We start from the raw sequence: 26,714 nt of genomic DNA, 5'->3' as shown, positions 1-26,714 counted from the left end.
TGTACAAGTAGTGATTCACAGCTTTTATCCAGAGGGCTCAGGAGTGCGGCAGATGCAGTAAATATCAATCCTTTTAACGTCCACTTCAAGTAGTAATTGGCATAATTGATACACAGTACTGCCGGTGGTTACAACATCATCAATTATCGCGACGTGAGAGGGGATAGTTCCTTGAACGTCTTGTTTTCGCAGCGCAAAAGCGCTCTTTAGATTGTGTAATCGTACGGATTTAGTCAGCCCCTGCTGGGAAGCCGTTGAGCGAATTCGACGAAAGAGCACATCACTTTCAACGCCAAGCTCTTGAGCCGTGTAGTCGGCTAGCAGCTTACTTTGATTAAAGCCGCGATGAGTATATCGACGCCAATGCAGCGGCACGCTGGTGATCAGCGGAGCAGGATATTCGATACGTGATGCCAATAGCTTAGATAGATCACGTGCAAACCAAAACTTATCAGCGTACTTCATTTGCTGAATGTAACCTGCTGTAGGGAAGGTGTAATCGCCGACACAGTAGAGGCGATGCCAAGGTGGAGGTTGAGATAAGCACTGTCCGCACTGCTCTACTGTGAGCAGTGTTTTTAAACCACATCGTTGGCAGCGTGGTACTGGCTGAAAGAGTTTGAGACAAGAATTGCACCATCGAGGATGTGTATCACTGGGCAGTTTATCAAGTTTGCACAGGTGGCATTGAGGTGTGACCAGACGTGGTGTGTGTTTTTGTAGCCAATCGGATAACATAGCTCGTGATGCTTTTGGGTTATGGTGTTCCTTTTGCTCACCATACTGAAAAGCGCGGATTATCGCTGATGGAAAAAGTAGGGAATATTGAGAATGAGTGACGCGTTATATTGGCATGTTTCTGGGCAAGGGCCTGATTTAGTACTGGTTCACGGCTGGGGAATGAACGGTGCGGTATGGCAACAAACCGTTAATGCATTACAAGCTGATTTTCGAGTGCATGTTGTCGATTTACCAGGGTATGGACACAGCGCGCACTGCCACGCTCAAGATCTTGAAGAGATTGCTCAGCAGCTTTTGGCCGAAGCACCAAAGCAAGCGATTTGGGTGGGTTGGTCACTTGGAGGCTTGGTCGCAACGCACATGGCTCTCCATCACTCAGATTACGTGAGCAAGCTGGTGACTGTCGCCAGTTCTCCCAAATTCGCCGCTGCAAAAGAGCCCGTGTTATGGCGAGGCATTCAGCCCAACGTATTAAGCGCATTCACCGAGCAACTGGTTGAAGATTTCCAAACCACCATCGAACGCTTTATGGCATTGCAAGCCATGGGCAGCCCTTCAGCAAGGCAAGATGTAAAACAACTCAAGCAAGCGGTGCTGTCTCGCCCGTTGCCGAACCCTGACTCATTATTGGCAGGATTAAAGATGCTGTCGGATGTCGATCTGCGTGAACAACTGCCTGAGATTTCAGTACCAATGCTACGCTTGTATGGTCGATTAGATGGATTGGTGCCAATCAAGGTTGCGAAAGACTTAGGCACAGCCTTGCCTCATACCGAGCAATACATATTTACCCAGTCTTCGCATGCACCGTTTATGACCGAAGCGGATGCCTTTTGCAGTGAGCTTGTCAGCTTCGCACAAAAATAATTGTTAAATATATATCCGGCTTGGTCGATATATAAGCTAATACCAATCACAGTAAGTAAGTGTTCAAAAATAGCGTAGGTAAAAGGCTTGAGAACAAGGCAGCTTTTTTTTGACAAGTAGTTTCGATAAGTAGTTATTCTACAATCAAAAAATTTAACGCCGTTATCGAGCATTTTAACAAGCTAGGATGATCAGTTATTTACTACGATTGGTATAACACCAACGTGTTGCATGATACTCAGACCTAACTCTCTCCAGAGCTGATTGCGCTAAGTTGGGCTATGCCTGTTGTGCGTTCTCGGTACAACAGTGTTATGGCAATATTGATGGGCGATTCTTGAGGAGAGTTCGCGATGATTGTGTCACCTGCAACTGCAGTGAGTGTGCCACTAATCGCCCCGTCCGTTAATGTGCAAACAGAGCAAGTTGCGCGTGATAATAGAGTCCGAGAACCTATTGCTCCCGCAGTAGCATTGGCGAGAACCAATGCAGAGCGTAAGGTAAAATCAGACGATAAACGAAGGCAGCAGTCGGCTTGGGATCCTTCAGACCATCCAGGTTATGAAATGGAGAACGAGTCAGAGGCCAATTCGGTTAGCCAAGAAGAGCCACAAGACCCTTTTGATCGGCTGTTCAGCTTATTGGCACTGAAAACATACAGTGCTGATCAAGGCAAAGGCTATACCATGCGTTTCCGCCTGCCAAAGCATGTTTTAGATGCGGCGATTCAGGAAGGACAGATGGAGAAACGACGTAAGGTCATAAAGTATCATTATGGTCATGCTGTTGCGCCTCATGCTCCGTCAGAGATGTTGGTCGTATTATAATTATACTCTTCATACTTGAAGCTGCAGCGTTGTTAACTGCGTAAGTTCACCCTAATCACATAGAACCCCTATGCTCATAGGGCTGAACTTACTTGTTGCCTAGCTGCAACTCCAATTATTTTGAGTATAAACACGAAGAATACAACCAAGCTTCGATGTCTTTTTTGAACACATAATAAAAAAACCTGCATACCCTAAGGGATGCAGGTTTTCTGTTTTTAAGCTAATCCGTTTTTTAGGTGAGCTAACGGATTACTTTTTCGCTTTAGCAAATGCAGCAGCGAACGCACCACCCATCGCCGCGTTTTGTTGCGGCTCTTCGCGACGGCGTTGTCCGCCTTGTGAATTTTGGTTCGGGCGGTTTTGCGTGCGAGGTGCACTTGAACGTTGCGCGCGGTTGTCTTGGCCTGGTTCATCTTTCATACGCATGCTTAGTGCAATACGCTTACGCTGAACATCCACTTCCATCACCTTCACTTTCACGATGTCGCCCGCTTTAACCACTTCACGTGGGTCAGAGACAAAGCGATCGGTGAGCGCTGAAATATGCACTAAGCCATCTTGGTGAACACCAATATCAACGAAGGCACCAAAGTTAGCCACGTTCGATACCACACCTTCTAAAATCATGCCCGGTTCTAGATCTGAAACACTGTTTACGCCATCGGCGAAGGTTGCAGTCTTAAATTCAGGGCGAGGGTCACGGCCCGGTTTATCGAGCTCTTTGATGATGTCGCTGACCGTTGGTACACCGAAGTTCTCATTGGTGTAATCGATGGCGTGTAAGCCACGTAAGAAGTCTGTGTTACCCACCAGAGATTTGATGTCTTTGTGGTTTTTCTCGGCAATGGTTTTCACTACTGGGTAAGCTTCTGGGTGAACCGATGATGCATCCAGTGGGTTTTTGCCATCCATAATGCGTAGGAAGCCGGCACACTGTTCAAAGGCTTTTGGACCTAAGCGAGCGACTTTCTTTAGCGTAGTACGTGCTTCGAAGCGACCATTCTCATCACGGAAATCCACGATGTTCTGAGCGATGGTGCTAGAAAGGCCGGCTACGCGAGTAAGTAGCGCGGCAGACGCTGTATTCACATCAACGCCTACGGCGTTTACACAGTCTTCGACAATCGCATCTAGGCGCTTAGCGAGCATAGTTTGGCTCACATCGTGTTGGTATTGGCCCACACCGATCGATTTAGGGTCAATCTTCACTAGCTCTGCCAGTGGATCTTGCAGACGACGAGCAATAGACACCGCACCACGAATTGATACATCCATGTTCGGGAACTCTTTTGCAGCTAGTTCAGACGCGGAATACACCGATGCGCCCGCTTCGCTAACAATGATCTTTTGCGCTTTTAGGTTGCCGCGTTTAATTACGTCAGCCACAAAGCTGTCGGTTTCGCGTGAAGCCGTACCGTTACCAATCGCAATCAAATCAACATTGAATTGACGAACCATCTGCTCAACCACGTGTGCCGATTTGTCGTATTGCTTTTGAGGTGGGTGAGGGTAAATAGTTTCTGTTGCCAAAACCTTACCGGTTGAATCCACGACAGCGATTTTCGAACCGGTACGTAAACCTGGGTCCAAGCCTAAGGTTGCTCGAGGACCAGCTGGCGCTGCCATGAGTAGGTCTTTTAGGTTGGTTGCGAATACTTCAATCGCTTCGATCTCTGCACGCTCTTTCATTGCGCCCATCAATTCAGTTTCCATGTGCATAGAAACCTTGATGCGCCATGCCCAGCTAATCACTTGCTTACGCCAAGCATCCGCAGGAGCACTGCTCAGAGTAATGCCGTAGTGATCAGAGATAATGTTCTCACAGTAAGAACCACGAGCGCCTTCTTCTTGCTCAGGATCGGCATTCATCGCCAGTGTTAGGAAGCCTTCATTGCGGCCACGCAGCATGGCAAGTGCACGGTGAGAAGGCACTTTGTTGAGTGTTTCGTTGTGTTCGAAGTAGTCTTTGAACTTCTCGCCTTCTTGCTCTTTACCTGTCACTACACGAGCGACTAGCTCTGAGTTGCGTGTTAGGTGTTGGCGAATCTTTTCTAGTAGGTTTGCGTCTTCCGCAATGCGTTCCATGATGATCGCACGAGCACCATCGAGAGCAGCTTTGGTATCGGCAATGCCTTTATCGTTGCTGATGAAGTTCGCCGCTTCCGTTTCTGGATCGTGCTGTGGTTCATTCCACAGTGTGTCGGCAAGTGGTTCTAAGCCCGCTTCAATCGCGATCTGGCCTTTAGTACGGCGCTTTGGTTTGTATGGCAGGTATAAATCTTCTAGGCGAGTCTTGCTGTCTGCTTGAGTGATATCACGCTCGAGTTCTGGCGAGAGTTTTCCTTGGTCTTGAATCGACTTAAGAATTGTTTGGCGACGATCGTCTAGCTCGCGAAGGTATGAAAGGCGGCTATCAAGGTTACGTAGTTGGGTATCGTCTAAGCCACCCGTGACTTCTTTACGGTAGCGGGCAATAAAGGGAACGGTGTTACCGTCGTCAATTAGGTTTACTGCGGCAGTGACTTGCTCAGAACGGACATTCAGTTCTTCAGCGATCAGTCGACAGATAGCTTGGCTCATCCGATGAATCTCTTATTTAATATCATGACAAATACATGGGGGTGAGCGTACGCTTTTTCTAGCTTTGGCTGTGTAATTATCCTGTCAGAAGTCGAATTTCCGTTTCTGATACCCGCTTTGTGCGAGATCTCTTACAAGTGATGTGAGACTAAGTCGCTTTAGACCGATGAAATCGTCTTGATGTTACACTAAGTTGCTGATTTTATTTGATTGTGTGTTTGTGGGCGTATTTCTCACCTGAAATGTTTTTTAAGACTATCTAGGAAACACGGCCATTTGCCGTAATATTTAACTTGTCGACAGGGAGTTGGCAGGAACAGGAAAAAGCCTAATGGACTAGGTATCTTCAGGATGAAGATTTGATTACTTAGGATGAGTGGTCAGCAAGGAAGTGATAATCTCTGGATGAGATTCGCCAGTCAGGATGACAGGCTAGAATGGACACCGCTAGGATGGCGATGAACAAAAAGGAAATTGGTTAAAGGATTTAGCCACTATCAAGGAAAGATGCAGGGAGCACCTTATCTCGAAGAGATAAACAGTAGCCGGATTGCTGCGATAGAGACTTAACCCCGCTAGGCGAAAGCCTTGCGGGTTTTTCTTTTATCTGGAGTTTGGGTTTGCTGAACACTCAGTTTATCGCTAAGTGTTTATTAAGTTTGGTTATTCGTTGTCTGCGTAGCGAATCGAGTTAATGAACCACTCTTTGTCGCCTTCCGGTGTTTTTACCGTAAACTCGTCATCTACTTCTTTCTTGAGCAGAGCTCTAGCCATTGGTGAGTCGATAGAGATATAGCCTTTAGCATCGCCGTAGATCTCTTCTGGGCCGACAATTCGAAACTTCTTAATTTCCCCATCATCATTCTCAATTTCGACCCAAGCACCGAAAAATACCTTACCTTCTTGTTGTGGCGAGTAATCAACGATCGTGACATCAGGTAGGAACTTTCTTAAAAAACGCACTCGGCGATCGATCTGACGAAGTAGACGCTTATTGAAGGTGTAATCTGCGTTTTCTGAGCGATCTCCAAGGCTTGCCGCCCAAGTGACTATCTTAGTAATTTCAGGGCGTTTCTCGTGCCATAAGTGGTCATGTTCTGCTTTGAGTTTGTTATAACCTTCTCGAGTAATAAGTTTGGTTTTCATAAATCTGACTTAATGAAATGATGATCTAAGATAGAATATATAGAAAGGCAACATACGTTAACAATTATTTAGGCGACTTTTTCTCCAATAATGTTACATTTTTAATGTCTTATACCAATATACAATTTACCAAGAATGCTTAACCTTAGGTTTAAGCTTTAATAGGTGGAACCATTACATGCAAGAAAACTACAAAATTTTAGTGGTCGATGACGATGCTCGTTTACGTGCACTGTTAGAGCGCTATCTGTCAGAGCAGGGCTTTCAAGTGCGTAGCGTGGCAAACAGTGAGCAGATGGACCGCCTGTTAACCCGTGAAAATTTTCACTTGATGGTATTGGATTTAATGTTGCCGGGCGAAGATGGTCTATCGATCTGTCGTCGTCTACGAAACGCAAACAACTCGCTACCAATCCTGATGCTTACTGCAAAGGGTGATGAAGTGGATCGCATTGTGGGCTTGGAAGTGGGTGCTGATGATTACCTGCCAAAACCATTTAATCCACGTGAACTGCTTGCTCGTATTAAAGCTGTACTGCGTCGCCAAGTCATTGAAGCACCGGGTGCACCAAGCACAGAAGAGTCTGTGGTTGAGTTTGGTGAGTTCCGCTTGAACTTAGGTACTCGCGAAATGTTCCGCGGTGAAGAGCCAATGCCGCTTACTTCGGGTGAATTTGCGGTTCTTAAGTCCTTGGTAACGAATGCTCGTGAGCCAATGTCTCGCGATAAGCTGATGAACATGGCTCGTGGCCGTGAGTATTCAGCAATGGAACGTTCTATCGATGTTCAGATTTCACGTCTGCGTCGTCTAGTTGAAGAAGATCCAAGCAAACCTCGCTACATCCAAACGGTGTGGGGCTTGGGTTATGTATTCGTTCCAGATGGCAAAGCAGTGTAATTCAGCTTAATAAGCTCTACAGTAGCTTTATCGATTCTGTGAATCTTACGGGTCATCTCATTAATATGCGATGGCCCGTTTTCTATTCAGCACAATGGTTTAGAGTTATAGTCATATAACACTTTCTTTATCTTTCTACATCTCGGGTGCCCCATGCGTATACGTAGCTCCTTTACTCAGTCGATAGTGCTTTTCTTAACGCTATTGGTCGCTAGCCAAATTTTTTCTTATTACGCGGTGTTTAACTATGCGTTGATGCCAAGTTTGCAGCAGTTTAATAAGATTTTGGCTCACGAGCTAAACCTGGTATTGGACCAAGGCAGTGATATCGAGATCGATGCGCCATTGCGTCAGCGTGTGCTTGAACAGCTCGGGGTAACCGTTCACGCCAAGGACAGCGAAGCGGCGGGTGAGTATTACCATGCGGTCGCAATCGACCTGATGAGTGAGGAGATGACCAAGGAGCTGGGTTCTGAAACTGAAGTGCGGCTGATCTTGGGTAAAGAGAGCTATGTGCTTTGGATGGACATTGCGCAGTTACCCAACTCTTTAATTCGTATTCCGTTATCAGAGCTGCAAGAAGAGGATTTTGCACCACTGTTTCGTAACAGTCTGATCATGGCGCTGTTGATTGTCGCAGGTGGTTGGCTGTTTATCCGATTGCAAAACCGTCCGTTGATAGCGCTAGAGAAAGCGGCGCAAGGTGTCGGGCGAGGTGATATTCCACCGCCATTGCCAGTTCAAGGCGCACAAGAGATTCGCTCGGTAACTCGAGCCTTTAACCAGATGTCGAAAGGCATCCAAGAGCTAGAAGAAGACCGCGCCTTGTTGATGGCGGGTATCAGCCATGATTTACGTACTCCGTTAACGCGTATTCGCTTAGCGACTGAGATGATGTCACCAGAGGATGCCTACTTAGCTGAGGGGATTATCAGTGATACCGAAGAGTGTAATGAAATCATCAGCCAGTTCATGGATTACCTAAAGCCTGTCGACCGAGATTCATTCCAAGCGGTGTTTGTCGATGATATTGCTCGTGAGGTATCGAGCTCTGAGGGTGGCTACGAGGTTCAGATTGAAACCGATATTCCAGAATCGATGAAGCCAGCGCTAGGTAATCCGATCGCGATGAAGCGTGCTGTGAGCAACTTGGTGGTGAATGCGCTGCGTTACGGTAATGGTTGGGTCAAGGTATCAACTGGTATGACGGCGGATAACAAGCTTGCTTGGGTGACGGTAGAAGATAACGGGCCGGGTATTCCACAAGACCAGATCGGAAAGCTGTTTGAACCTTTCACGCGTGGTGACACGGCTCGTGGTAGCGAAGGAACGGGCTTGGGCTTAGCAATTGTGAAACGTATCGTTAGCCAGCATCAAGGTGCTGTTGTGGTCAATAACCGCAGTGAAGGTGGCTTAAAAGCGCAGGTCAGTTTCCCGGTTAAGCCCTAGTTATCATCAGTCCGTTTGATGACGATAAGTTCGGTTCGGGGAACGGTTAAGAGATCCCCGACTCGGTCATTCTTCCCTCTCCGAGGATGACGAATTGCTAACCATGGACTTTGATGATGAAAGTTTACTTTGATCGTCATTCCCTATCGTGAGGAACGAGCGAATAGGGAATCTCGCTCTTGCTTGATGAAAGTAACGCACACTAAAAAGGCTTCCTTGAGGAAGCCTTTTTTACGTTTGAATACGGTCTCAGTGTTAACTATGCCTTAGTGTTAACTACGCCTTAGAGTAAACATCGCGTTCACCCAACCAACGGTTGATGATCGCCTTAGCATTGTCTGGGTAGCTATCGTGAATATGACGCGCAATACGCTGCACTTCAGGTATCAAACGTTGGTCACGAATTAGATCGGCGATCTTGAAATCAGCCAAGCCAGTTTGTTTGGTACCGAGCAATTCACCGGGACCACGGATTTCTAAGTCGCGCTGTGCAATCACAAAGCCATCGTTACTTTCACGTAGCACACCTAGGCGTTTCTGAGCGGTTTTAGACAGCGGAGAGTGATACAACAATACACAATGACTTGCGACCGAACCTCGGCCGACACGGCCACGCAGTTGGTGCAGTTGCGCTAGGCCAAGACGTTCTGGGTTCTCGATGATCATTAAGCTCGAATTCGGAACATCCACGCCCACTTCAATCACGGTTGTCGCAACCAATAGATGCAGCTTGTTCTCTTTGAACTCTCTCATCACCGCCTGTTTCTCGGCGGGTTTCATTCGGCCGTGCACCAAGCCAATTTTTACATCTGGTAGTTTGCGTTGCAGCTCTTCTGCAGTGTCGGCCGCGGCTTGCGCTTCTAATACTTCGGATTCATCAATTAGCGTACATACCCAGTAGGCTTGTTTGCCTTCATTGAGACACGCATTACGCACCCGTTCGACAATATCATCACGTTTAGTATCAGGGATCGCTACGGTTTGAATTGGTGTTCGCCCCGGTGGCAGTTCATCAATAATCGAAGTTTCGAGGTCGGCATAGGCCGTCATTGCTAACGTTCGTGGGATTGGGGTGGCGGTCATGACCAACTGATGGGGGTAGTAGCCTTGCTTTGCGCCTTTCTCACGTAGCTCTAACCGTTGGTGGACACCAAATCGGTGTTGCTCATCAATGATCACTAAACCAAGGTTTTTGAACTCGACATGCTCTTGGAACAGGGCATGAGTACCGACCACCATTTGCGCTTCGCCACTGGCAATACGTGTTAGTTCAGTTTCACGAGCTTTGCCTTTGAGCTTACCTGCTAGCCATCCAACTTGAATACCCATTGCCTCAAACCAGTTGGCAAAGTTAATCGCGTGTTGTTCTGCGAGTAGTTCAGTGGGTGCCATAAGTGCTACTTGTTGACCGTGTTCCAATGCGCGAACCGCCGCCAGTGCAGCGACTAAGGTTTTACCAGAGCCCACATCACCTTGCACTAAACGCATCATAGGATGCGGCTTTTCCAAGTCAGCTTCGATCTCTTTGGTCACTCGTGCTTGGGCATTGGTTGGTGAAAACGGCAGCTGAGCCAGTAGCTTATCTTTAAGGGTGTTTACTGGAGGAAAAGGCATTGCCTTGTCTTGCTGCCCTTTGCTACGAACAGACAACATAGACAGGTTTTGAGCCAGTAACTCTTCCATAATTAGGCGCAGTTGCGCAGGGTGCTTGCCTTCATCAAACAGCTCTAGGTCAATGCCCGGGGGCGGCCTGTGAATGGTATGCAGTGCTTGTGCGAGGGTAATTTGGTGGTCGTATAAACCTGATGGGAGAAGCTCGTTAACTGCGGCCTTGTCGATTAGCTCTAAGGCTTGATCGGTAAGATTACGCAGCGTGACTTGTCTTAGCCCTTCGGTGGTTGGGTACACCGGAGTCAGGTTGGCTTCAACGTCTGGTTGTTGCCTAGGAGCAAAGAATTTGTAATCCGGATGGACAATCTCAAGCCCCATATTGCCGCGCTTGATCTCACCATAAGCATGCACTTGTTTGCCTTCGGCAAAGTTATTCTTCATGCCTGCAGTGAAGTTGAAAAAACGCAGTGTAATAGTGCCATTACCATCACTGATCTTTACTGCGAGCATCTTACGTTTACCGAAAATGGTATCGACGTGCATTACCTTGCCTTGCACTGCTGCCCATAAACCAGCATGCAGTTTTACGATTGGATAGATACGCGTTCGATCTTCATAGCGCAAAGGCAGGTGAAATAGCAGGTCTTGTACATTGTTAAGCCCAACCTTCTCTAGTTTCTCTGCGACTTTAGCGCCGACTCCAGATAAAGAGTTGAGAGGGATAGCAGATAAAAGCTGTGACATAACAAGGCTCATAAACGTAAGAGAGATGATCTATTCAAGCATTTTACTGGATTTTTGTACAGGCAGGAATGGGAGGGAGCGCGGTAAATACTAGGATTACGGTTATAAAAATCCCCTTAAGCGATAAAGCATTAAGGGGATTTAAATTCTTGGCAAAACTATTATCAAGTTTAAACGTTAGTTCTTACGACGTCTTACTTTCAGCGCGTGTGGCATCACACGTAGCTTTTTCATAATACTTGCAAGATGAACACGATCTTTGGTGGTCAGCAAGATAGTCACTGTGTACAGGCGTCCATCACGTTCTTCAGTTGAAATACCGTGAATGTTCGAGCCTGTTTTCGAGATAACGTTAGTTAACTCAGCCAGTGCACCTTGGTGATTCTGCAGATCAACCTGAAGTTCAGCAGTGAACTCTTGGTCGTAATCGTCAGACCATTCAACCGCCATGTATTTGTCTGGTTCTTTCTGGTAACCACGAACGTTTGGACACGTTTCACGGTGAACCACAAGGCCACGACCTGGCGATACATGGGCAATGATGTGATCATCTGGAATTGGGTGACAACAGTTAGCGAACGTCAGTAGTAGACCTTCAGCACCACGGATAGCCAATTTCTTCCTTGGTGTGTCGCTGTTGTTTTCCACTTCAGTCAGTTCGTCAGCATCACCCAGTAGACGACGAGCAATAACGATACTCATCAGCTCACCAAGACCAATCGATGCCAGTAAGTCTTCAATACTGTCGAGACGAAGATCAGACAATACGTGGTCGATATTCTCTTGGCCGATATCGCCAATAGAGTGTTCGCCAAGTGCATGATTCAGTAGACGACGGCCTAGCGTGATCGACTCTTCACGACGCATCGTTTTCAGAACCTGACGGATCTTAGTACGTGCACGCGATGTCACCACGTAGTTGAGCCATGCTGCGTTCGGGCGTGCGCCCGGAGCACTGATGATCTCAATGGTTTGGCCATTCTTCAGCGATTTGCTCAGTGGGTAAGGGTTCATGTCTACACGAGCACCTACACACATGTTGCCGACATCGGTATGTACCGCGTAAGCAAAATCGACCGCTGTTGCGCCTGCCGGAAGCTCGACAATGCGCCCCTTCGGCGTGAACACGAAGATCTCATCTGGGAACAGATCAGACTTAACGTTTTCAATGAATTCGAATGAGTTACCCGCGCTTTGTTGCAGCTCAAGTAAGCTCTGCATCCAACGTTGTGCTTTAACCTGTGCGGTTGTGCCATTACTGCTGCGTGAGCCGTTGCCTTTGTAAGACCAGTGCGCTGCGACACCTTTGTCTGCCATTTGATCCATATCTTCAGTACGGATCTGAACCTCAACTGGCACCCCGTGAGGGCCGATCATTGACGTGTGCAGAGATTGGTAGCCGTTGGCTTTTGGTACCGCAATGTAATCTTTCATGCGGCCAGGGCGAGGCTTGTACAGGCTGTGAGCCTGACCAAGTACGCGATAACAAGTATCTGGGGTATCAACCACGACGCGGAAAGCGTAGATGTCCATAATGGTGTGGAAGCGCTGCTCTTTAGTTTTCATCTTGTTGTAGATGGAGAACAGGTTTTTTTCACGACCAAGTACGCGAGCAGGCAAACCGACCTCTTCAAGGCGGCCTTCAATTTCGCTATGGATACGTTGGATCATTTCCTTACGGTTACCACGCGCAGCTTTCACTACGTTTTTAAGTACGCGATAACGGTTAGGATAGAGGGCTTCAAAGCCCAGCTCTTCTAGTTCGGTCTTGATGTTATGAATACCAAGACGGTGAGCTAGTGGAGAATAAATCTCTAGGGTTTCACGAGCAATACGACGCTTTTTGTCAGGACGAAGTGCCCCAAGCGTGCGCATGTTGTGAGTACGGTCAGCTAATTTGATCAAGATAACGCGGATGTCTTGCACCATGGCGAGAACCATCTTGCGGAAGTTCTCTGCTTGCGCTTCTTTGCGATCACGAAATTTAAGCTTATCCAGCTTAGATACACCATCAACCAATTCAGCAACGGTATTGCCAAATTTTTCCTCTAGATCTTCTTTAGTGACATCACAGTCTTCGATGACATCATGAAGCAGAGCAGCTTGCAGGGTTTCGATATCCAGACGCATTTCTGCCAGGATTCTTGAAACAGCTACAGGGTGGATAATGTATGGTTCACCGCTTGAGCGGGTTTGCCCTTCATGGGCGTCTCTCGCTACCACATAAGATTGACGCAGAGCCTCAATTTGAGGCTCTGTTAGGTATTCTTGGGCAACGTCTTTGAGGCTATCGAATAGATACAAATTAAAGGCCCGGAAGGTTAATTAGTTCGAATGACGCTTTTTGCGAATATGAGCTAACGAGTGTGAGCGATGCTGCTTACTGCTGCAAGTTCAGCCGCTTCTTGCTCTTGTTGCTCTTGACGTTCACGAGCATCTAGTACGTCTTTAGTGATAAGACCTTCTTCGATTTCGCGAAGAGCGATAACCGTTGGCTTATCGTTTTCTTCAGGCACTAGTGAATCTTTACCGCCAGTTTGCATTTGACGTGCGCGGCGAGCCGCAATAAGAACTAGGTCGAAACGGTTGCCAACTTTTTCAACAGCGTCTTGAACAGTTACGCGTGCCATGAGGACTCCAAATAGTAATTAACTAATAAATTTTTGATGACGAGAAAGTATACAAGTTTAACTAGATACTTTCTAGATCACCGTATACTTATCTCAATAGAAAATCTAGAGGATCTAGATTATTCCGCTAATAAAGCAGTAAGCATGCCGCTGTATTTCGCTGCTTGCTTATCTTCTTTTAAGCGTTCCGCACGAATGATAGCTCTGAAGTCCATTAGGGCTGCATCAAAGTCGTCATTCACGATCACATAATCATATTCTGCATAGTGAGAAATCTCTGATTTTGCTTCGCTCATGCGTTTCGCAATAACTTCGTCGCTGTCTTGACCGCGAACATTCAAACGACGCTCTAGCTCACCATTTGATGGTGGAAGAATGAATACACTCTTCGCTTGAGGCATTTGTTCACGGATCTGACGAGCACCTTGCCAGTCGATATCTAGGAATACATCGATACCGCGGTTTAGGTTTTCTTCAATCCAAACGCGTGAAGTACCGTAGTAGTTGCCGAACACTTCAGCGTACTCTAGGAATTCACCTTTAGTAATAAGGTCTTCAAAATGATGCTTCTCTACGAAGTGGTAGTGAACACCATTTTCTTCACCAGGGCGCATACCGCGAGTGGTGTGTGAAACAGATACCTTCATTGCGTAGGTTGGATTGGTTTCTAGCATTGCTGAGATCAAGCTCGACTTACCTGCGCCACTAGGTGCAGATACGATGTAAAGAGTACCTTTGCCCATCTGTATATTTCCACTGTTGGTTGGATTGAGTGAAGGCAATAAACCCACACTTTAAAAGATAGCACTGACTCTAATTTTTGTTCCGATGGCGCATCTACTAATTGTGCCGTTGGTTACGTCTATAAAGAGATAACGAGTAAAACTAATAGAAGCAACTGGTGAAAATTAGGTCAGAAAAATGGAGGCGAAGAGTAGCATATTTAGATGATTGAGAACAACTGGCTTGATCGTTATTTATCAGCAAATGATCTTCTCAAAGATCTTTGTATAAATGTAATGACTCGTCATCGGTACTTTTTTATGTGATCTGGACAAAATTTGTTGAAGTTTTAATCTCAATCCTTACAATCCGCGCAAACGATTAAATGCTGTATATATCTAGGGTCTGTTGACCTTTCGCGATGGAGTTTTGTTCGAGAAAAAATCGTTTTAGGCGCGGCAAGGAGTTTGTAACCTAGCATTCTAAGTAAAGACTCCTTAACAAAGCATAAAACGATTTTAGCCGAACCCTTCGGGCAGCGTTTGTTGGTGATTTCTACTGCGTTATCGACTTCTTATGTAGGCTAGCTACACATCAAAGTCTCTGCCTTGTAGAAAACTCCAACAACTCGCTGCAAAAATCATCTCGAAGGGCCAACAGACCCTACTAGACTAGATGTTTCTACTACCGAGCCTACCTTGGTGACTACAGTTTTTAGTGTAGAGACCTCTCTATTCTCACAGCATTTGAATCACCAAATTCTTAATTTATTGCAAAGGTTTTGTTGTGAGTACCGATTCCACCCTGAAAGCCCAGAACACCTCTGGCTCGCTTGATTCGATGTTTAAAATCACTGAAAGAAAAACCACGATTGGCACTGAGCTGTATGCGGGTTTCATTACTTTCTTGGCGATGAGTTACATTCTGGCGGTTAACCCAGCAATTTTGGGTGATATTCCAGGCATGGACAAAGGTGCCGTGTTTACTGCAACGGCTCTGTCTGCGGCAATCGCAACCCTAATTATGGGCATTTGGGGCAACTACCCTGTAATGCTAGCGCCGGGCATGAGTATGAACGGCTTTTTCAAAGGTCTGCTGTTAAGTGGATCTGTTGCCGTGCTTTGGAATGAAGCGCTGTTCGGTATCTTCCTATCTGGTATTTTGTACCTTGCGTTCTCATTGACCAATATTCGTAAATCGATGATTGAATCGATTCCTGAAGATTTGAAGTTGGCGATTACCGTGTCTCTCGGACTGTTCATTGCTTTCTTAGGTCTTAAGAATGCGGGCATCATCGTTTCTAACCCATTCGTATTGGTAGGCTTAGGCGACATTTCTGATCCAAAAGTGATCATCGCTTACGTGAGCATCTTCATCGCACTGGGTTGTATGGTTCGTGACATCAAGCTAGCAACGTTCATCTCATTCGTTTCTGCTATCGTGTTGACGATTCTTGCTGACGTCTTCATGGGCACTTCAAACGCACCAATCCCAGAGCAGTTCATTGCTATGCCACCAAGCATGGCTGGCAGCTTCGGCGCTATCTTTGATTTCTCTGCTTTCACGCCAGAGAAAATGTTCGACCTACTGTTTATCGTGCTTATCTTCCTGATTGTCGATTTCTTTGATGGCTTGAGCACGATTGTCGGCGTTGGCCGTGATGCGGGCATCATCGATAAAGACGGCAAGGTGCCAAACGCGAAATCGGCTCTAGTAGCAGATGCGGGCGGTACTGTGATTGGTTCAATTCTTGGTACCACATCGATCACTGCTTTCTCTGAGTCTGGCATCGCTTCTTCTCAAGGTGCAAAAACGGGTTTGGCAGCAGTCATGGTGGCTGGTCTGTTCCTAATCTCGCTATTCCTATACCCAATCTTCTCTATCTTCTCGGCTGCAATGGTTGCACCGGCGATGGTAGTAGTCGGCATCTACATGGTAGGTCGTCTTGGTCAGATCAACTGGGAAAAGAAAGAGTCACGCATTGCAGCCTTCTTTACCATCATGTTCACAGTGCTAAGCTTCTCTCCAGCGAACGGTATGGCGATGGGCTTCATCAGCTACGCATTCACAATGGTTGTGGCAGGTAAGCGCAAAGAAGTACACCCGCTTATCTACGGACTGTGTGTGGTGTTCTTAACTTACCTGATTCTGCTTTAAGGCTAATTAGCCACTAAGAAGTCGCTAAGTAAAAGACAAACAGATGGCTCTGCAGTGAATGCGGGGCCATTTTTGTATTTGTTGCTTTTTACCGTTGCTTCTTAATGTTGGTTACCGATGAGTTGATGGCGTTAGCCTAAAGTCGGTGCTTTGACAGTACGCGACTTATATTGATGCATGCTATTGTAGAGACTGGATTAATTATTTTTTGAAGAGTGACTATGCCTTCTCACTTACCTAAATCTTTTAGTAAGCCGTTTTTAAAAGTATTCCACATTATGGAAGCGGTATTGCTGGTGGCGATCACGCTCGCGACCTTGTTTGCGATGGTCGAAGAGTTCATGCATGTCTTCGCTGAACGCCGAGTGCAATTGACCGACATTCTGCTGATGTTTATCTATTTAGAAGTGTTGGCGATGGTTCAGCAGTTTGTGATGAACGGTAAGATCCCAGTGCGATACCCAATCTATATCGCGATGATGGCGATTGCTCGTTACATCACTTTGGGCATGAAAGAACTCGATGCGGTATTGATCGTTTGGTTATCTTTAGCGGCATTTATCTTAGCAGCAGCAACTCTGTTGATTCGAGTCGGTCACCATTACTGGCCATATGTCGATCTCAGAACTAAGCAGCCGGACGAGTAAATTTTTTGAGATCAAAGTCTTACAAATCAAGCCCGGCGACCTAGCTGGGCTTGAATTCAAGCCAACCGAACAAAAAAACATCAAATTGTCCAAATAACGCTTTACAAGCAGGCTCAGATCACCAAGAATGGCGTCGCTCTGTTCTCAGGGTTATTAAATGAAACATCCAGTTGTAAAGTAGAACCCTTAGTATTGCTTCATTGTTATTCTCAGTGTTTCCCTTAGCTTCATAGATACATTAAATAATTCAAGCTTTCAGCGCATCGCACTTTTGGCGATTAATTTTTTATTTTTATATAAGGGACACATCATGTCTAACAAAGTAAACGGCGTAGTAAAATGGTTTAACGAAGAGAAAGGCTTCGGTTTCCTAACTCAAGACAACGGCGGCGCTGACGTATTCGTACACTTCCGTGCAATCGCTTCTGAAGGTTTCAAGACTCTTAAAGAAGGCCAACAAGTGTCTTTCGAAGTAGAGCAAGGCCAAAAAGGTCTTCAAGCTGCAAACGTTGTAGCTCTATAAGATTTTAAGTCGGCGCAGGTTGCAACAGCAACTTGCGTCACTTTCTCTCTCAAATTTGTTTCCCCCCTCAGTTTTACCGCAACACTCTTCTCCATTAGCAATACCCTCTCTAAGTATTCAAAAATCCTGTTTTACGTCCGTTATCTCGTTCTAACTATCGTTGTATCTGTTCTTTGCTCTAACTCAACCTTCTACGTAACAACCAGTCACTTGCTCATCCTGATTACTATTACTGTATCCATAAAAAAAAGCCCCTAAAATTAGGAGCTCATTTTGATCTAATCAACACTGATTAAGCTGATTATTCTTTATCGTGTACAGCTTACAGACTGTTATTCAATGTTTTGGATCTGCTCACGCATCTGTTCGATAAGAACCTTAAGCTCTACGCCCGATGCTGTGATGTCTGTGCTGATAGACTTAGACGCTAGCGTGTTTGACTCACGGTTGAACTCTTGCATCATGAAGTCTAGCTTACGGCCACAAGCGCCACCTTTCTTCAGTACTGCATTTGCTTCTTTCACGTGAGAATCTAGACGGTCTAGCTCTTCTGCTACGTCTGACTTCTGCGCAAGTAGGATAAGCTCTTGCTCAACACGAGAACCTTCAAGTTCGATTTTCGCATCTTCAAATTTGGTAAGAAGACGCTCACGTTGCCACTCTAGGATCTCAGGCATGCGTGCACGAACTTTCACTACTTCTTCAGTGATTGCATCTAAGCGCTGTACGATTAGCGCCTTCATGTTCTCACCTTCACGAGCACGAGCATCAATGAACTCTGCGATAGCATCGTTGAATGCTTCAAGTAGGTCTTTGTTGATGGCATCCATGTCTTGCTCTGGCGTTTCCATCACACCAGGCCAGTTCATGACTTGGAATGGGTTCAAACGGCTCTCTTCGCCAGTCATCGTCATTACTTGTTTCGCCGCATTGATTACTTGCTGAGCCAAACCTTCGTTAATGCTTAGTTCGCCCTTTGCAGCAGGGTTTGCTTCAAAGCGTAGGTTACATTCAACCTTACCGCGCGCTAGACGCTTACGGAAACGCTCACGCAAGATTGGCTCTAAACCACGGAACTGTTCAGGCATACGGAAGTAAGTTTCTAGGTAGCGTTGGTTTACACTACGGATTTCCCATACTGCGCTGCCCCAATCGCCTTTTACTTCTTTGCGTGCGTACGCGGTCATACTATAAATCATCGAATTTTCCTGTCTTTTATCATTCTGAAAATAACGCGCACGCATAGTATCACGATATGGTGTGCTCTCGAAGCCTGTCGCTTTTCACTGTAAATAGCCTTTCGTGATAAATAGCTTTGAACGGTAAATAGATTTGCACGATAAACTGCTATATAATCTTGCCCCAATCAAAACTGTCTCACCCCTTTCTTAGGTGATGCACTCTTTCGATAGTAAATCACTTCAGACTGTTAATAAGGTAGATACCAATGCGTCCAAATGACCGCGCTGTAGATCAAATTCGTCCAATTAAAATTACTCGTAACTACACAGCTTATGCTGAAGGTTCTGTATTAGTTGAGTTCGGCAACACTAAAGTTCTATGTAATGCGACGGTAGAAGAAAACGTACCGCGTTGGTTAAAAGGCCAAGGAAAGGGTTGGGTAACGGCTGAATACGGCATGCTGCCACGTGCAACGCACACTCGTAACCGTCGTGAAGCGGCGAGCGGCAAGCAAGGTGGTCGTACGATGGAAATCCAACGTCTGATCGCTCGTAGCCTACGTGCTGTTGTTGACCTGAAAGTAATGGGTGAAATTATGATCACTGTCGATTGTGATGTTATCCAAGCAGACGGCGGTACTCGTACTGCTTCTATCTCAGGTGCAAGCGTTGCAATGGCTGATGCTATCAACAGCCTACTAGCAAGCGGCAAACTGAAAAAGAACCCAATGAAAGGCCACGTAGCGGCAGTTTCAGTGGGCATCGTTGGTGCACAAGCACTGTGTGACCTTGAGTACGTTGAAGACTCAGCAGCCGATACCGACATGAACGTTGTAATGACGGAAGACGGTAAGATGATTGAGATTCAAGGTACCGCAGAAGGCGAACCGTTCAGCCACGAAGAGCTGATGCAGCTTTTAACCCTGGCTAATAAGGGCATTGCCGATATCGTCGAAGCGCAGAAAGCTGCGTTGGCCGACTAGTCATTTTTAATAGCTCCCAATTTGGGGGCTATTTTTTTGTCTGTAAAACCTGAAAGGGTGGTACAGGGCGTAAGTTAAGTTTTATTGAGTAAACATAGAGGATGAGCATGAAAGCATATCAACGTGAATTTATTGAATTTGCACTAGAGAAAGAAGTACTTAAGTTTGGTGAGTTTACTTTAAAGTCTGGCCGCAAGAGCCCTTACTTCTTCAATGCTGGATTGTTTAATACAGGTCGTGACCTAGCGCGCTTAGGTCGCTTCTACGCAGCAGCATTGGCTGATTCTGGCATTGAGTTTGATGTACTATTTGGTCCTGCATACAAAGGTATCCCAATTGCAACGACGACAGCGGTTGCACTAGCGGATCACCACGATGTAGACACGCCCTACTGCTTCAACCGCAAAGAAGCGAAAAACCACGGTGAAGGTGGCAACCTTGTCGGTAGCGCGCTTGAAGGTCGCATCATGTTAGTGGACGACGTGATCACTGCAGGTACTGCGATTCGTGAGTCGATGGAAATCATCCAAGCAAATGGCGCTGATTTAGCGGGCGTGCTTGTTGCTATCGACCGTCAAGAGAAGGGCAAAGGCGAACTGTCTGCGATTCAAGAAGTTGAGCGTGACTTCGGTTGTGCGATTATCTCAATCGTTAGCCTGACTGACTTGGTGACTTTCCTTGAAGAGAAAGGCACAGACGCAGCACATCTAGAGTCAGTAAAAGCGTACCGCGCTCAATACGGCATCTAATACTACTCGTAATTAGATTATAGAATGCACAAGGGGTTGATGATTCATCAGCCCCTTTTCTTTTGGTTCAGTATTCAGTATTCATTATTTATAACGAATGCCGCGCTCCACTTTTGGGTCTTCCATGGTCTTAAAGCGCTTGTGCAGCCACATCCACTGTTCTGGTGCTCTTAAGATAATCTTCTCAAGGTAGCGGTTCATGTAGGCGGCAGCCGCTTTCTCATCTTTCTGTGGATAGTCATCTTCGATCGATTCATCGGCCATGATCTCATACTTGCCATCGGCATTTCTAAAACCAGAACCCGGAACAAGTGCGCATCGGCTCGTATAAGCCAGAATACTAGTGCCTGTTGTAGTACATGCATCTTCTACAGCGAAGAAAGGCACAAACACAGACTTGTTACGACCGTAATCATGATCCGGTAGGTAGAAAAGGATCTCACCCTGACGCAGGATTCGAATCATACGCTTCACGTCTTTACGGTGAATCAGACGATTGCCGTTCTGAGTACGGCCGCGGTATTGAATGAACTCATACGCCGGATTGTTGTGCGGGCGGTAAACACCTAAACCTGAAATACCGAGAACAGCCATTGCTCGCGCAGTGATCTCTAGGTTTAAGGCATGCACACAGCATAGAAGAACACCTTTACCGTTGGCTTTATGTGTACGCAGGGTTTGGGTGTCTTTATCTACTAGGATTCGCTTGAAACGCCATGTTGGCCAGAACCAGGTAATGCCCGTTTCGATGAGTGCCATACCTGTGTTCTTGAAGTTCTCACTGACCATTGCCGCGACTTCATCTGCTGGCTTGTCTGGGAAGGCGAGCTCCAAGTTACGTGTTGCTACCGCGACGCGCTTTTTACCATAGCGAGCACCCAAAGAGCCTAACGATCGGCCTAACAGCAGTAAGAGGCGATAAGGGAGAACGTTAACAATAAGCGCCAATAACCCAAAACCAAACCATACACCCCAATATTTAGGGTGAAGTAGAGCTAGAGTAAAAGGCGGCTTAGTAATCACGTGTTGTGCTGTGCCGTTTGCTGAAGAAGTTTTCGTCGTCATAACCATCACTTAAGATTTGATTGCCACTTAATTTGATTGCTACTTAATCTGAGCGCTTAGCAGTGCCCAATAAGCATCAAAGTTTTCTGTTGGTTGATATTTGAAGTCTGAGCGAACAAATCGATTCAAGCTGCCTTCAACTTGACCGAGCAGTTGAGCGGCTAAGATTTTCTCATCAACCGGGAATGATTTCCCTTCACGAAGCTTTCTTTCACGCAGGATCTGGCGAAGTTGCGTCTCAATGCGTTCGAAAAGTTGGTTGATGCGATCACGCAGGCGTTCATTTTCAAACATTAGAGCATGACCAGACAAAATTCGAGTCAGGCCTGGGTTACGTTCTGAGAAAACTAAGATAAGTTGTAGTACTAGGCGTATGCGCTCTAGCGTGTCTTTCTCTTCATCCAGAATACGGTTGATTCGAGACATCAATGCTTCTTCAATGAACTCGATCAGGCCTTCAAACATGCGGGCTTTGCTTGGGAAGTGGCGGTATAACGCAGCTTCAGAAACACCCACTTGCTTGGCCAACTTTACCGTTGTGATACGAGAAGCACCTTCGGTCGATTCCAACATTTGTGCGAGAGCTTGTAGGATTTCTTCACGACGGTTTGATTTTCGAGTACCAGCCATCTATTTACTTCCTTTCCTAAAGATGAGGATTGAGTGAAGAAGGATTATAAACACCATTCAATTCTGTTTCCTAGTTTTGTAAGCCCTAGGTCAACAGAATCGAGAGGTGTCAGCAGATTGTCAGAGCAAATTTGTGCGTTTATGCATCAATAAGCTGTTGGATCTGAGCGAGGATCTGGAAACCAAGTGTGTCTTTGCTTTCCAGTGGCAGAGATTTATCGCCGCCTTTCCAATAAAGGTGCAGCTCATTGCTATTGCTATTGAAGCCTTGCCCTTCGACTGAGACATCGTTGGCGCAGATCATATCGAGGTTCTTTCTTTCCAGTTTACCGCGTGCGTACTTCTCAACATCTTGAGTTTCTGCTGCGAAGCCGACAGTAAATGGGCGACCTTCGGTCATTGAAGCGACAGAAGCGACAATATCTGGGTTTTTAACCATTTGAATGGTCATGTCGTCTTTACCGTCGACCTTTTTAAGCTTTTGGTCTGCAATGGTCTCAGGGCGGTAATCGGCAACTGCGGCGCAGCTGATGAAAATATCGTGTTGAGAAGCGTTAGCAGTAACGGCATCAAACATCTGTTGTGCGCTGTCGACATCAATACGATTAACTTTATTTGGCGTTGCTAATGAAACAGGGCCGCTGATTAGAGTCACTGTTGCGCCTTGTTTCGCGGCTGCTTCAGCCAGTGCATAGCCCATCTTGCCCGAGCTGTGGTTGGTAATGTAACGCACCGGGTCAATCGCTTCACGAGTCGGGCCTGCAGTAATAAGCACAGAACGGCCAGCAAGTGGCTTAGGTTGGAAGAAGTCTTCACAGCGATGCACGAGCTGCATAGGCTCTAGCATGCGACCCATTCCCACATCACCACACGCTTGTTCGCCAGCCGCTGGCCCCCAAACTTCACAACCACGACGTTTTAGTGTCGCAATGTTCTCTTGAGTGGCAGGGTGGCTGTACATCTGTTGGTTCATTGCCGGAGATACCGCAACTGGCGCATCGGTTGCTAGAACCAAAGTGGTCAGTAGGTCGTTACCCATGCCAGCTGTCATGCGCGCAATCAGATCAGCGGTTGCTGGCGCTAGTAATACCAAATCAGCCCATTTTGCGAGCTCAATGTGCCCCATGGAAGCCTCAGCAGCAGGATCAAGCAAACTATCAGACACTGGCCTTCCAGAGACGGCTTGCATGGTGAGAGGAGTAATGAACTCCTTGGCTGCATTCGTCATCACGACTTGTACTTGTGCTCCACGTTCAATTAAGCGTCGAGTCAGTTCGGCACATTTATACGCAGCGATACCACCACTAATGCCAAGTAGGATTTTTTTCCCAGCCAGGCCTTGTAGGTCAGCGTTATCCAGTTGATTAACCAATGTTTGCATGATTCTGTTCCTTAATTTCTCTGCGACTTACGATATCAGAACAAAGGATTAGTGCCTAGAAGCAGAATTAGAACAGATTTGACGCTCATCAAGTTGGTGTTATCAAACTTATCAATTACACGGTTTTGCTAGTGACTCGTTTCCTTTTATCTCTACCGAAGGATCTCCGATTATGATCTCATTAAGGTGGTGGGTCGTGTTCATGACTAGTGATTAGTTTTTATATGCCAATAGATAAAATGCCTGCCGAATCGATGCCGAGAGAAAAGTTATTGAGTCGAGGGCCTGATTCTTTGAGTGATGCGGAATTGCTCGCGATATTTCTGCGAACAGGGACACAAGGAATGAACGTCTTGGAACTCGCAGACAAGTTGATCAAAGACTTTGGCTCGCTCCGCCATCTCTTTTCAGCAACGCAGGAAGAGTTTTGTGCTCATAAAGGGATGGGGCAGGCCAAGTATGTTCAATTGCAAGCTGTGTTAGAGATGACGCAGCGTTATCTAGCAGAGACTTTATCTCGTGGAGATGCGCTTACTAGCCCAAGTCATACTAAGCTTTATCTCTCGAGCATGTTGCGCGATCGCCAGCGAGAAGCTTTCTATATATTGTTCCTCGATAACCAAAATAGGGTAATAAAGGGCGAGGTGATGTTTGAAGGAACCATCGATGCCGCATCGGTTTACCCGAGGGAAGTGGTTAAACGGTCACTTCATCACAATGCGGCGGCATTAATTTTGGCTCACAACCATCCTTCGGGTGTTGCAGAACCAAGCCAAGCCGATAGGCGGATTACACGTCGATTAACCGATGCATTAGCGCTGGTGGACATCCGAGTTCTCGACCATTTTGTCGTTGGAGATGGCGAAGTTGTCTCTTTTGCAGAGCGTGGATGGATTTGAATCACATTTTAGGTTGTTAGTTGCGTTAAATCTGCTATTATTCCGCCCACATTTTTAGACCTAAAATCAGCTCTGATTACTCAAGCAAGCTGCGCTGCACAAAAAAAGATCACGAAATCCGTAAAAAGGATCTGTTCGGGTCTTGAGCAATGCGTGTCAAGTTAGTATAATGCGCGACCTTTGATAGCCTTGTATGGATTTTCCATAACGGTTTTTACCTTCTATTTTAACTGATAGAGAGGTTCGGCCACCAAGGTTGATATCGAGCTGAAACGATTGGAGAAGACATTCATGTCCCGAGTATGCCAAGTAACTGGTAAGCGTCCAGTAACGGGTAACAACCGTTCACACGCACGCAATGCTACTAAGCGCCGTTTTCTGCCGAACCTACAAACTCATCGTTTCTGGGTAGAGAGCGAAAAACGTTTTGTTAAACTACGTCTAACTGCTAAAGGCATGCGTATCATTGATAAGAAAGGCATCGATGCTGTTCTTGTTGATATCCGTGCACGTGGCGAAAACGTTTAAGAGGAATTAAGCAATGGCTAAAGGCATTCGTGAGAAAATTCGTCTAGTATCTTCTGCAGGTACTGGTCACTTCTACACAACTGATAAGAACAAGCGTAACATGCCAGGCAAATTTGAGATCAAAAAGTTTGATCCAGTAGTTCGCCAACACGTTATGTACAAAGAAGCTAAAATCAAGTAATTGATGCTTTTTTTGCTCTTCTTCAGTAGAAGAAAGAATTGAAAAACCCAGTTTAATCGCTGGGTTTTTTTATATCTACAATTTGAGGAACTCAATTATTCTTGCTTGATATAGCCTCTGATAGATAGAAATCTGTACAACATAGAAAGTATTGCCACTTTCACGATATACTGAATGTTCAATAGGTTAGATGAGCAGAATCAGATGAGATATCGTGGACGCCGGTGGAACAACATACTCATGTTCAGTGTGATCGCTTTTATTGGCGTGTTAAACCTTCCAACATTGATCAAAGCGTACCTTATCGAGCCTGAACCGCAGGTTGATAGCCCTTATCCTTATCTCCTGAACCCAACAGCAAAGCTTCAAGCGTTACACTTTGCTAAGTGGTCTGTCATTCAACAAGATAATCAATGGGTTTACCAGTTCGAAGATACTGACTTTCCTCAAGCAACCAATGCACAAGAGTTGTCACAACGTTGGAAAGAGCTTGTGGGCACGGAAGTCGACTCACAGACCTACACAGACCTTACGCCTCGGTTAAATACACCACACACCATCGAAGTATGGTATCAAGACCAAGAAGAGCCCCAGCGTATTACCTATTATCAATTGCCTGAGTTCTGGTTGTTAAAAAACTGGAATGATCAGTGGTTGGCGGTGTCTATTGAAGAGAGCTACCTGTTTCCAAGCTTTAACGCTAACCACTCCTCTAAATCGGACGACTAACTATGCCTGAATTACCCGAAGTCGAAGTAAGCCGTATGGGGATCTCGCCTCATTTAGTTGGCGAGACCATTAAAACCCTTACTTTTCGCACGCCTAAGCTGCGTTGGGATATCCCACAAGAGTTAAAAGCATTAGAAGGGCAGGTGATTCGCTCTATCTCGCGCCGTGCAAAGTACCTATTGATTGAAACGGATACTGGCACTGCCATTGTTCACCTTGGTATGTCTGGCTCACTACGCGTATTAGATGCTGACTTCCCAGCAGCCAAACACGATCACGTGGATCTTAAGCTCACCAACGGCAAAGTACTGCGCTATAACGACCCTCGCCGCTTTGGCGCTTGGCTGTGGGCTGCTCCCGACGAAACACACCCTGTGTTACTCGGTTCTGGCCCTGAACCACTAACCGATGACTTCAACGCTGACTACATTGCTGAGAAAGCAGAAAAGCGTAAAGTGGCCGTCAAGCAGTTCATCATGGACAACAAAGTGGTGGTCGGTGTCGGGAATATCTACGCTAACGAAGCCTTGTTCTCTGCAAAAATCCACCCGTTACGATCGGCAAACAAAGTGACCAAAGCCGAATGGATCTTGTTAACCGATGAGATTAAACAAGTACTCGCAACGGCTATCAAGCAAGGTGGTACTACGCTGAAAGATTTTTCTCAGGCTGATGGTAAACCAGGCTACTTCGCACAAGAGCTGCAAGTGTATGGTAAAGCAGGTGAAAAGTGCCCTAACTGTGAAGCTCTAATCCAAGAGTTAAAAATAGGGCAGCGGAATACGTTTTTCTGTGAAGAGTGCCAAAGTTAAAAAGGGGAGCACTGTGCTCCCCTTTTACTT

The 26,714-nt window shown here is 46.2% G+C and carries 25 protein-coding genes; 14 read left to right on the top strand and 11 right to left on the bottom strand.

From position 1 onward, the window contains the following. Nucleotides 1-24: 24 nt before the first annotated feature. Nucleotides 25-738, bottom strand: coding sequence for a ComF family protein (locus AB6D58_RS07100; RefSeq protein WP_170962350.1), 714 nt, complete (start codon nt 736-738; stop codon nt 25-27). A 93-nt stretch (nt 739-831) separates the two neighbouring features. Here AB6D58_RS07100 and bioH point away from each other — a divergent pair, with 93 nt between their 5' ends. Together bioH and AB6D58_RS07090 are read left to right on the top strand one after the other, a co-directional pair. Then, nucleotides 832-1,608: a pimeloyl-ACP methyl ester esterase BioH gene (gene bioH, locus AB6D58_RS07095; protein ID WP_017063077.1), complete on the top strand. Its 777-nt coding sequence runs from the start codon at nt 832-834 to the stop codon at nt 1,606-1,608. 353 nt (nt 1,609-1,961) lie between these two features. Next, the gene (locus AB6D58_RS07090; RefSeq protein ID WP_017066129.1) at nt 1,962-2,435 is read left to right on the top strand and encodes a hypothetical protein; all 474 of its coding nucleotides are present in this window, start codon (nt 1,962-1,964) and stop codon (nt 2,433-2,435) included. Between the two features lie 252 nt (nt 2,436-2,687). Here AB6D58_RS07090 and AB6D58_RS07085 read toward each other — a convergent pair whose 3' ends face one another. Continuing rightward, nucleotides 2,688-5,018, bottom strand: a complete 2,331-nt coding sequence (locus AB6D58_RS07085; RefSeq protein ID WP_372156854.1) for a Tex family protein — start codon at nt 5,016-5,018, stop codon at nt 2,688-2,690. 663 nt (nt 5,019-5,681) lie between these two features. Further along, nucleotides 5,682-6,164, bottom strand: coding sequence for a transcription elongation factor GreB (gene greB / locus AB6D58_RS07080; RefSeq protein ID WP_017062470.1), 483 nt, complete (start codon nt 6,162-6,164; stop codon nt 5,682-5,684). Nucleotides 6,165-6,342: 178 nt separating this feature from the next. On the opposite strand from greB, the gene ompR reads away from it, so the two are divergent. Next, a complete protein-coding gene (ompR, locus tag AB6D58_RS07075; RefSeq protein ID WP_008218409.1) occupies nt 6,343-7,062 on the top strand; it encodes a two-component system response regulator OmpR in 720 nt (239 codons plus the stop codon). Nucleotides 7,063-7,215: 153 nt separating this feature from the next. Next, entirely contained in the window at nt 7,216-8,511 is a 1,296-nt protein-coding gene (gene envZ, locus AB6D58_RS07070; protein ID WP_372090295.1) for a two-component system sensor histidine kinase EnvZ, read from the top strand. Nucleotides 8,512-8,787: 276 nt separating this feature from the next. Here the strand turns inward: envZ and recG are convergent, their stop codons facing one another. The 4 genes from recG to gmk all read right to left on the bottom strand — a co-directional run bounded on the left by recG (nt 8,788) and on the right by gmk (nt 14,239). Further along, a complete protein-coding gene (recG, locus tag AB6D58_RS07065) occupies nt 8,788-10,866 on the bottom strand; it encodes an ATP-dependent DNA helicase RecG (protein WP_017062468.1) in 2,079 nt (692 codons plus the stop codon). 177 nt (nt 10,867-11,043) lie between these two features. After that, nucleotides 11,044-13,170: a bifunctional GTP diphosphokinase/guanosine-3',5'-bis pyrophosphate 3'-pyrophosphohydrolase gene (spoT, locus tag AB6D58_RS07060; RefSeq protein ID WP_372156852.1), complete on the bottom strand. Its 2,127-nt coding sequence runs from the start codon at nt 13,168-13,170 to the stop codon at nt 11,044-11,046. Between the two features lie 53 nt (nt 13,171-13,223). Beyond that, nucleotides 13,224-13,496: a DNA-directed RNA polymerase subunit omega gene (gene rpoZ, locus AB6D58_RS07055; protein ID WP_009848003.1), complete on the bottom strand. Its 273-nt coding sequence runs from the start codon at nt 13,494-13,496 to the stop codon at nt 13,224-13,226. A gap of 119 nt (nt 13,497-13,615) precedes the next feature. Then, complete coding sequence (gmk, locus tag AB6D58_RS07050) at nt 13,616-14,239, bottom strand: guanylate kinase (RefSeq protein ID WP_017062466.1); 624 nt, start codon at nt 14,237-14,239, stop codon at nt 13,616-13,618. Nucleotides 14,240-15,005: 766 nt separating this feature from the next. Between gmk and AB6D58_RS07045 the strand changes: the two genes are divergently transcribed. From AB6D58_RS07045 to AB6D58_RS07035, 3 genes are all read left to right on the top strand, one after another. Further along, complete coding sequence (locus tag AB6D58_RS07045) at nt 15,006-16,376, top strand: NCS2 family permease (RefSeq protein ID WP_017062465.1); 1,371 nt, start codon at nt 15,006-15,008, stop codon at nt 16,374-16,376. A 221-nt stretch (nt 16,377-16,597) separates the two neighbouring features. Continuing rightward, a complete protein-coding gene (locus AB6D58_RS07040) occupies nt 16,598-17,023 on the top strand; it encodes a phosphate-starvation-inducible protein PsiE (protein WP_017062464.1) in 426 nt (141 codons plus the stop codon). A gap of 310 nt (nt 17,024-17,333) precedes the next feature. Continuing rightward, nucleotides 17,334-17,546 (top strand): cold-shock protein, encoded by a 213-nt coding sequence (locus tag AB6D58_RS07035; RefSeq protein WP_017071067.1) that lies wholly within the window; start codon nt 17,334-17,336, stop codon nt 17,544-17,546. A gap of 332 nt (nt 17,547-17,878) precedes the next feature. On the opposite strand, the gene AB6D58_RS07030 is transcribed toward AB6D58_RS07035, so the two are convergent. Then, nucleotides 17,879-18,745, bottom strand: coding sequence for a YicC/YloC family endoribonuclease (locus AB6D58_RS07030; RefSeq protein ID WP_372156850.1), 867 nt, complete (start codon nt 18,743-18,745; stop codon nt 17,879-17,881). A 248-nt stretch (nt 18,746-18,993) separates the two neighbouring features. Between AB6D58_RS07030 and rph the strand changes: the two genes are divergently transcribed. Next, entirely contained in the window at nt 18,994-19,710 is a 717-nt protein-coding gene (rph, locus tag AB6D58_RS07025; RefSeq protein ID WP_372132728.1) for a ribonuclease PH, read from the top strand. A gap of 107 nt (nt 19,711-19,817) precedes the next feature. Then, the gene (gene pyrE, locus AB6D58_RS07020; RefSeq protein ID WP_017059267.1) at nt 19,818-20,459 is read left to right on the top strand and encodes an orotate phosphoribosyltransferase; all 642 of its coding nucleotides are present in this window, start codon (nt 19,818-19,820) and stop codon (nt 20,457-20,459) included. An 84-nt stretch (nt 20,460-20,543) separates the two neighbouring features. On the opposite strand, the gene lpxL is transcribed toward pyrE, so the two are convergent. The 3 genes from lpxL to coaBC all read right to left on the bottom strand — a co-directional run bounded on the left by lpxL (nt 20,544) and on the right by coaBC (nt 23,535). Further along, nucleotides 20,544-21,524, bottom strand: coding sequence for an LpxL/LpxP family Kdo(2)-lipid IV(A) lauroyl/palmitoleoyl acyltransferase (lpxL, locus tag AB6D58_RS07015; protein WP_372156848.1), 981 nt, complete (start codon nt 21,522-21,524; stop codon nt 20,544-20,546). A 39-nt stretch (nt 21,525-21,563) separates the two neighbouring features. Then, nucleotides 21,564-22,154: a nucleoid occlusion factor SlmA gene (gene slmA, locus AB6D58_RS07010; protein ID WP_004741428.1), complete on the bottom strand. Its 591-nt coding sequence runs from the start codon at nt 22,152-22,154 to the stop codon at nt 21,564-21,566. Between the two features lie 139 nt (nt 22,155-22,293). After that, nucleotides 22,294-23,535 (bottom strand): bifunctional phosphopantothenoylcysteine decarboxylase/phosphopantothenate--cysteine ligase CoaBC, encoded by a 1,242-nt coding sequence (coaBC, locus tag AB6D58_RS07005; RefSeq protein WP_102394583.1) that lies wholly within the window; start codon nt 23,533-23,535, stop codon nt 22,294-22,296. 224 nt (nt 23,536-23,759) lie between these two features. Here coaBC and radC point away from each other — a divergent pair, with 224 nt between their 5' ends. The 5 genes from radC to mutM all read left to right on the top strand — a co-directional run bounded on the left by radC (nt 23,760) and on the right by mutM (nt 26,684). Beyond that, complete coding sequence (gene radC / locus AB6D58_RS07000) at nt 23,760-24,434, top strand: DNA repair protein RadC (protein ID WP_372156846.1); 675 nt, start codon at nt 23,760-23,762, stop codon at nt 24,432-24,434. Between the two features lie 291 nt (nt 24,435-24,725). Then, nucleotides 24,726-24,962, top strand: coding sequence for a 50S ribosomal protein L28 (gene rpmB / locus AB6D58_RS06995; RefSeq protein WP_004728407.1), 237 nt, complete (start codon nt 24,726-24,728; stop codon nt 24,960-24,962). 13 nt (nt 24,963-24,975) lie between these two features. After that, nucleotides 24,976-25,143: a 50S ribosomal protein L33 gene (rpmG, locus tag AB6D58_RS06990; protein WP_002535344.1), complete on the top strand. Its 168-nt coding sequence runs from the start codon at nt 24,976-24,978 to the stop codon at nt 25,141-25,143. A 204-nt stretch (nt 25,144-25,347) separates the two neighbouring features. Then, nucleotides 25,348-25,872: a hypothetical protein gene (locus tag AB6D58_RS06985; protein WP_032546317.1), complete on the top strand. Its 525-nt coding sequence runs from the start codon at nt 25,348-25,350 to the stop codon at nt 25,870-25,872. 2 nt (nt 25,873-25,874) lie between these two features. Further along, nucleotides 25,875-26,684, top strand: coding sequence for a bifunctional DNA-formamidopyrimidine glycosylase/DNA-(apurinic or apyrimidinic site) lyase (gene mutM / locus AB6D58_RS06980; RefSeq protein WP_372156844.1), 810 nt, complete (start codon nt 25,875-25,877; stop codon nt 26,682-26,684). Nucleotides 26,685-26,714 lie beyond the last annotated feature (30 nt).

The sequence above is a fragment of the Vibrio sp. 10N.239.312.D08 genome (assembly GCF_041466145.1).
Taxonomy (GTDB): Bacteria; Pseudomonadota; Gammaproteobacteria; order Enterobacterales; family Vibrionaceae; genus Vibrio; species Vibrio crassostreae_C.
Note: the sequence above shows the minus strand (reverse complement) of the source record. Positions and strands in the feature narration are given on the sequence as shown.

What these genes read in the sequence shown, in the direction of transcription:
- AB6D58_RS07100 (WP_170962350.1), bottom strand. Translation starts at nt 738, where the DNA reads ATGTTATCCGATTGGCTACAAAAACACACACCACGTCTGGTCACACCT.
- bioH (WP_017063077.1), top strand. Translation starts at nt 832, where the DNA reads ATGAGTGACGCGTTATATTGGCATGTTTCTGGGCAAGGGCCTGATTTA.
- AB6D58_RS07090 (WP_017066129.1), top strand. Translation starts at nt 1,962, where the DNA reads ATGATTGTGTCACCTGCAACTGCAGTGAGTGTGCCACTAATCGCCCCG.
- AB6D58_RS07085 (WP_372156854.1), bottom strand. Translation starts at nt 5,018, where the DNA reads ATGAGCCAAGCTATCTGTCGACTGATCGCTGAAGAACTGAATGTCCGT.
- greB (WP_017062470.1), bottom strand. Translation starts at nt 6,164, where the DNA reads ATGAAAACCAAACTTATTACTCGAGAAGGTTATAACAAACTCAAAGCA.
- ompR (WP_008218409.1), top strand. Translation starts at nt 6,343, where the DNA reads ATGCAAGAAAACTACAAAATTTTAGTGGTCGATGACGATGCTCGTTTA.
- envZ (WP_372090295.1), top strand. Translation starts at nt 7,216, where the DNA reads ATGCGTATACGTAGCTCCTTTACTCAGTCGATAGTGCTTTTCTTAACG.
- recG (WP_017062468.1), bottom strand. Translation starts at nt 10,866, where the DNA reads ATGTCACAGCTTTTATCTGCTATCCCTCTCAACTCTTTATCTGGAGTC.
- rpoZ (WP_009848003.1), bottom strand. Translation starts at nt 13,496, where the DNA reads ATGGCACGCGTAACTGTTCAAGACGCTGTTGAAAAAGTTGGCAACCGT.
- gmk (WP_017062466.1), bottom strand. Translation starts at nt 14,239, where the DNA reads ATGGGCAAAGGTACTCTTTACATCGTATCTGCACCTAGTGGCGCAGGT.
- AB6D58_RS07040 (WP_017062464.1), top strand. Translation starts at nt 16,598, where the DNA reads ATGCCTTCTCACTTACCTAAATCTTTTAGTAAGCCGTTTTTAAAAGTA.
- AB6D58_RS07035 (WP_017071067.1), top strand. Translation starts at nt 17,334, where the DNA reads ATGTCTAACAAAGTAAACGGCGTAGTAAAATGGTTTAACGAAGAGAAA.
- AB6D58_RS07030 (WP_372156850.1), bottom strand. Translation starts at nt 18,745, where the DNA reads ATGATTTATAGTATGACCGCGTACGCACGCAAAGAAGTAAAAGGCGAT.
- rph (WP_372132728.1), top strand. Translation starts at nt 18,994, where the DNA reads ATGCGTCCAAATGACCGCGCTGTAGATCAAATTCGTCCAATTAAAATT.
- pyrE (WP_017059267.1), top strand. Translation starts at nt 19,818, where the DNA reads ATGAAAGCATATCAACGTGAATTTATTGAATTTGCACTAGAGAAAGAA.
- lpxL (WP_372156848.1), bottom strand. Translation starts at nt 21,524, where the DNA reads ATGACGACGAAAACTTCTTCAGCAAACGGCACAGCACAACACGTGATT.
- slmA (WP_004741428.1), bottom strand. Translation starts at nt 22,154, where the DNA reads ATGGCTGGTACTCGAAAATCAAACCGTCGTGAAGAAATCCTACAAGCT.
- coaBC (WP_102394583.1), bottom strand. Translation starts at nt 23,535, where the DNA reads ATGCAAACATTGGTTAATCAACTGGATAACGCTGACCTACAAGGCCTG.
- radC (WP_372156846.1), top strand. Translation starts at nt 23,760, where the DNA reads ATGCCAATAGATAAAATGCCTGCCGAATCGATGCCGAGAGAAAAGTTA.
- rpmB (WP_004728407.1), top strand. Translation starts at nt 24,726, where the DNA reads ATGTCCCGAGTATGCCAAGTAACTGGTAAGCGTCCAGTAACGGGTAAC.
- rpmG (WP_002535344.1), top strand. Translation starts at nt 24,976, where the DNA reads ATGGCTAAAGGCATTCGTGAGAAAATTCGTCTAGTATCTTCTGCAGGT.
- AB6D58_RS06985 (WP_032546317.1), top strand. Translation starts at nt 25,348, where the DNA reads ATGAGATATCGTGGACGCCGGTGGAACAACATACTCATGTTCAGTGTG.
- mutM (WP_372156844.1), top strand. Translation starts at nt 25,875, where the DNA reads ATGCCTGAATTACCCGAAGTCGAAGTAAGCCGTATGGGGATCTCGCCT.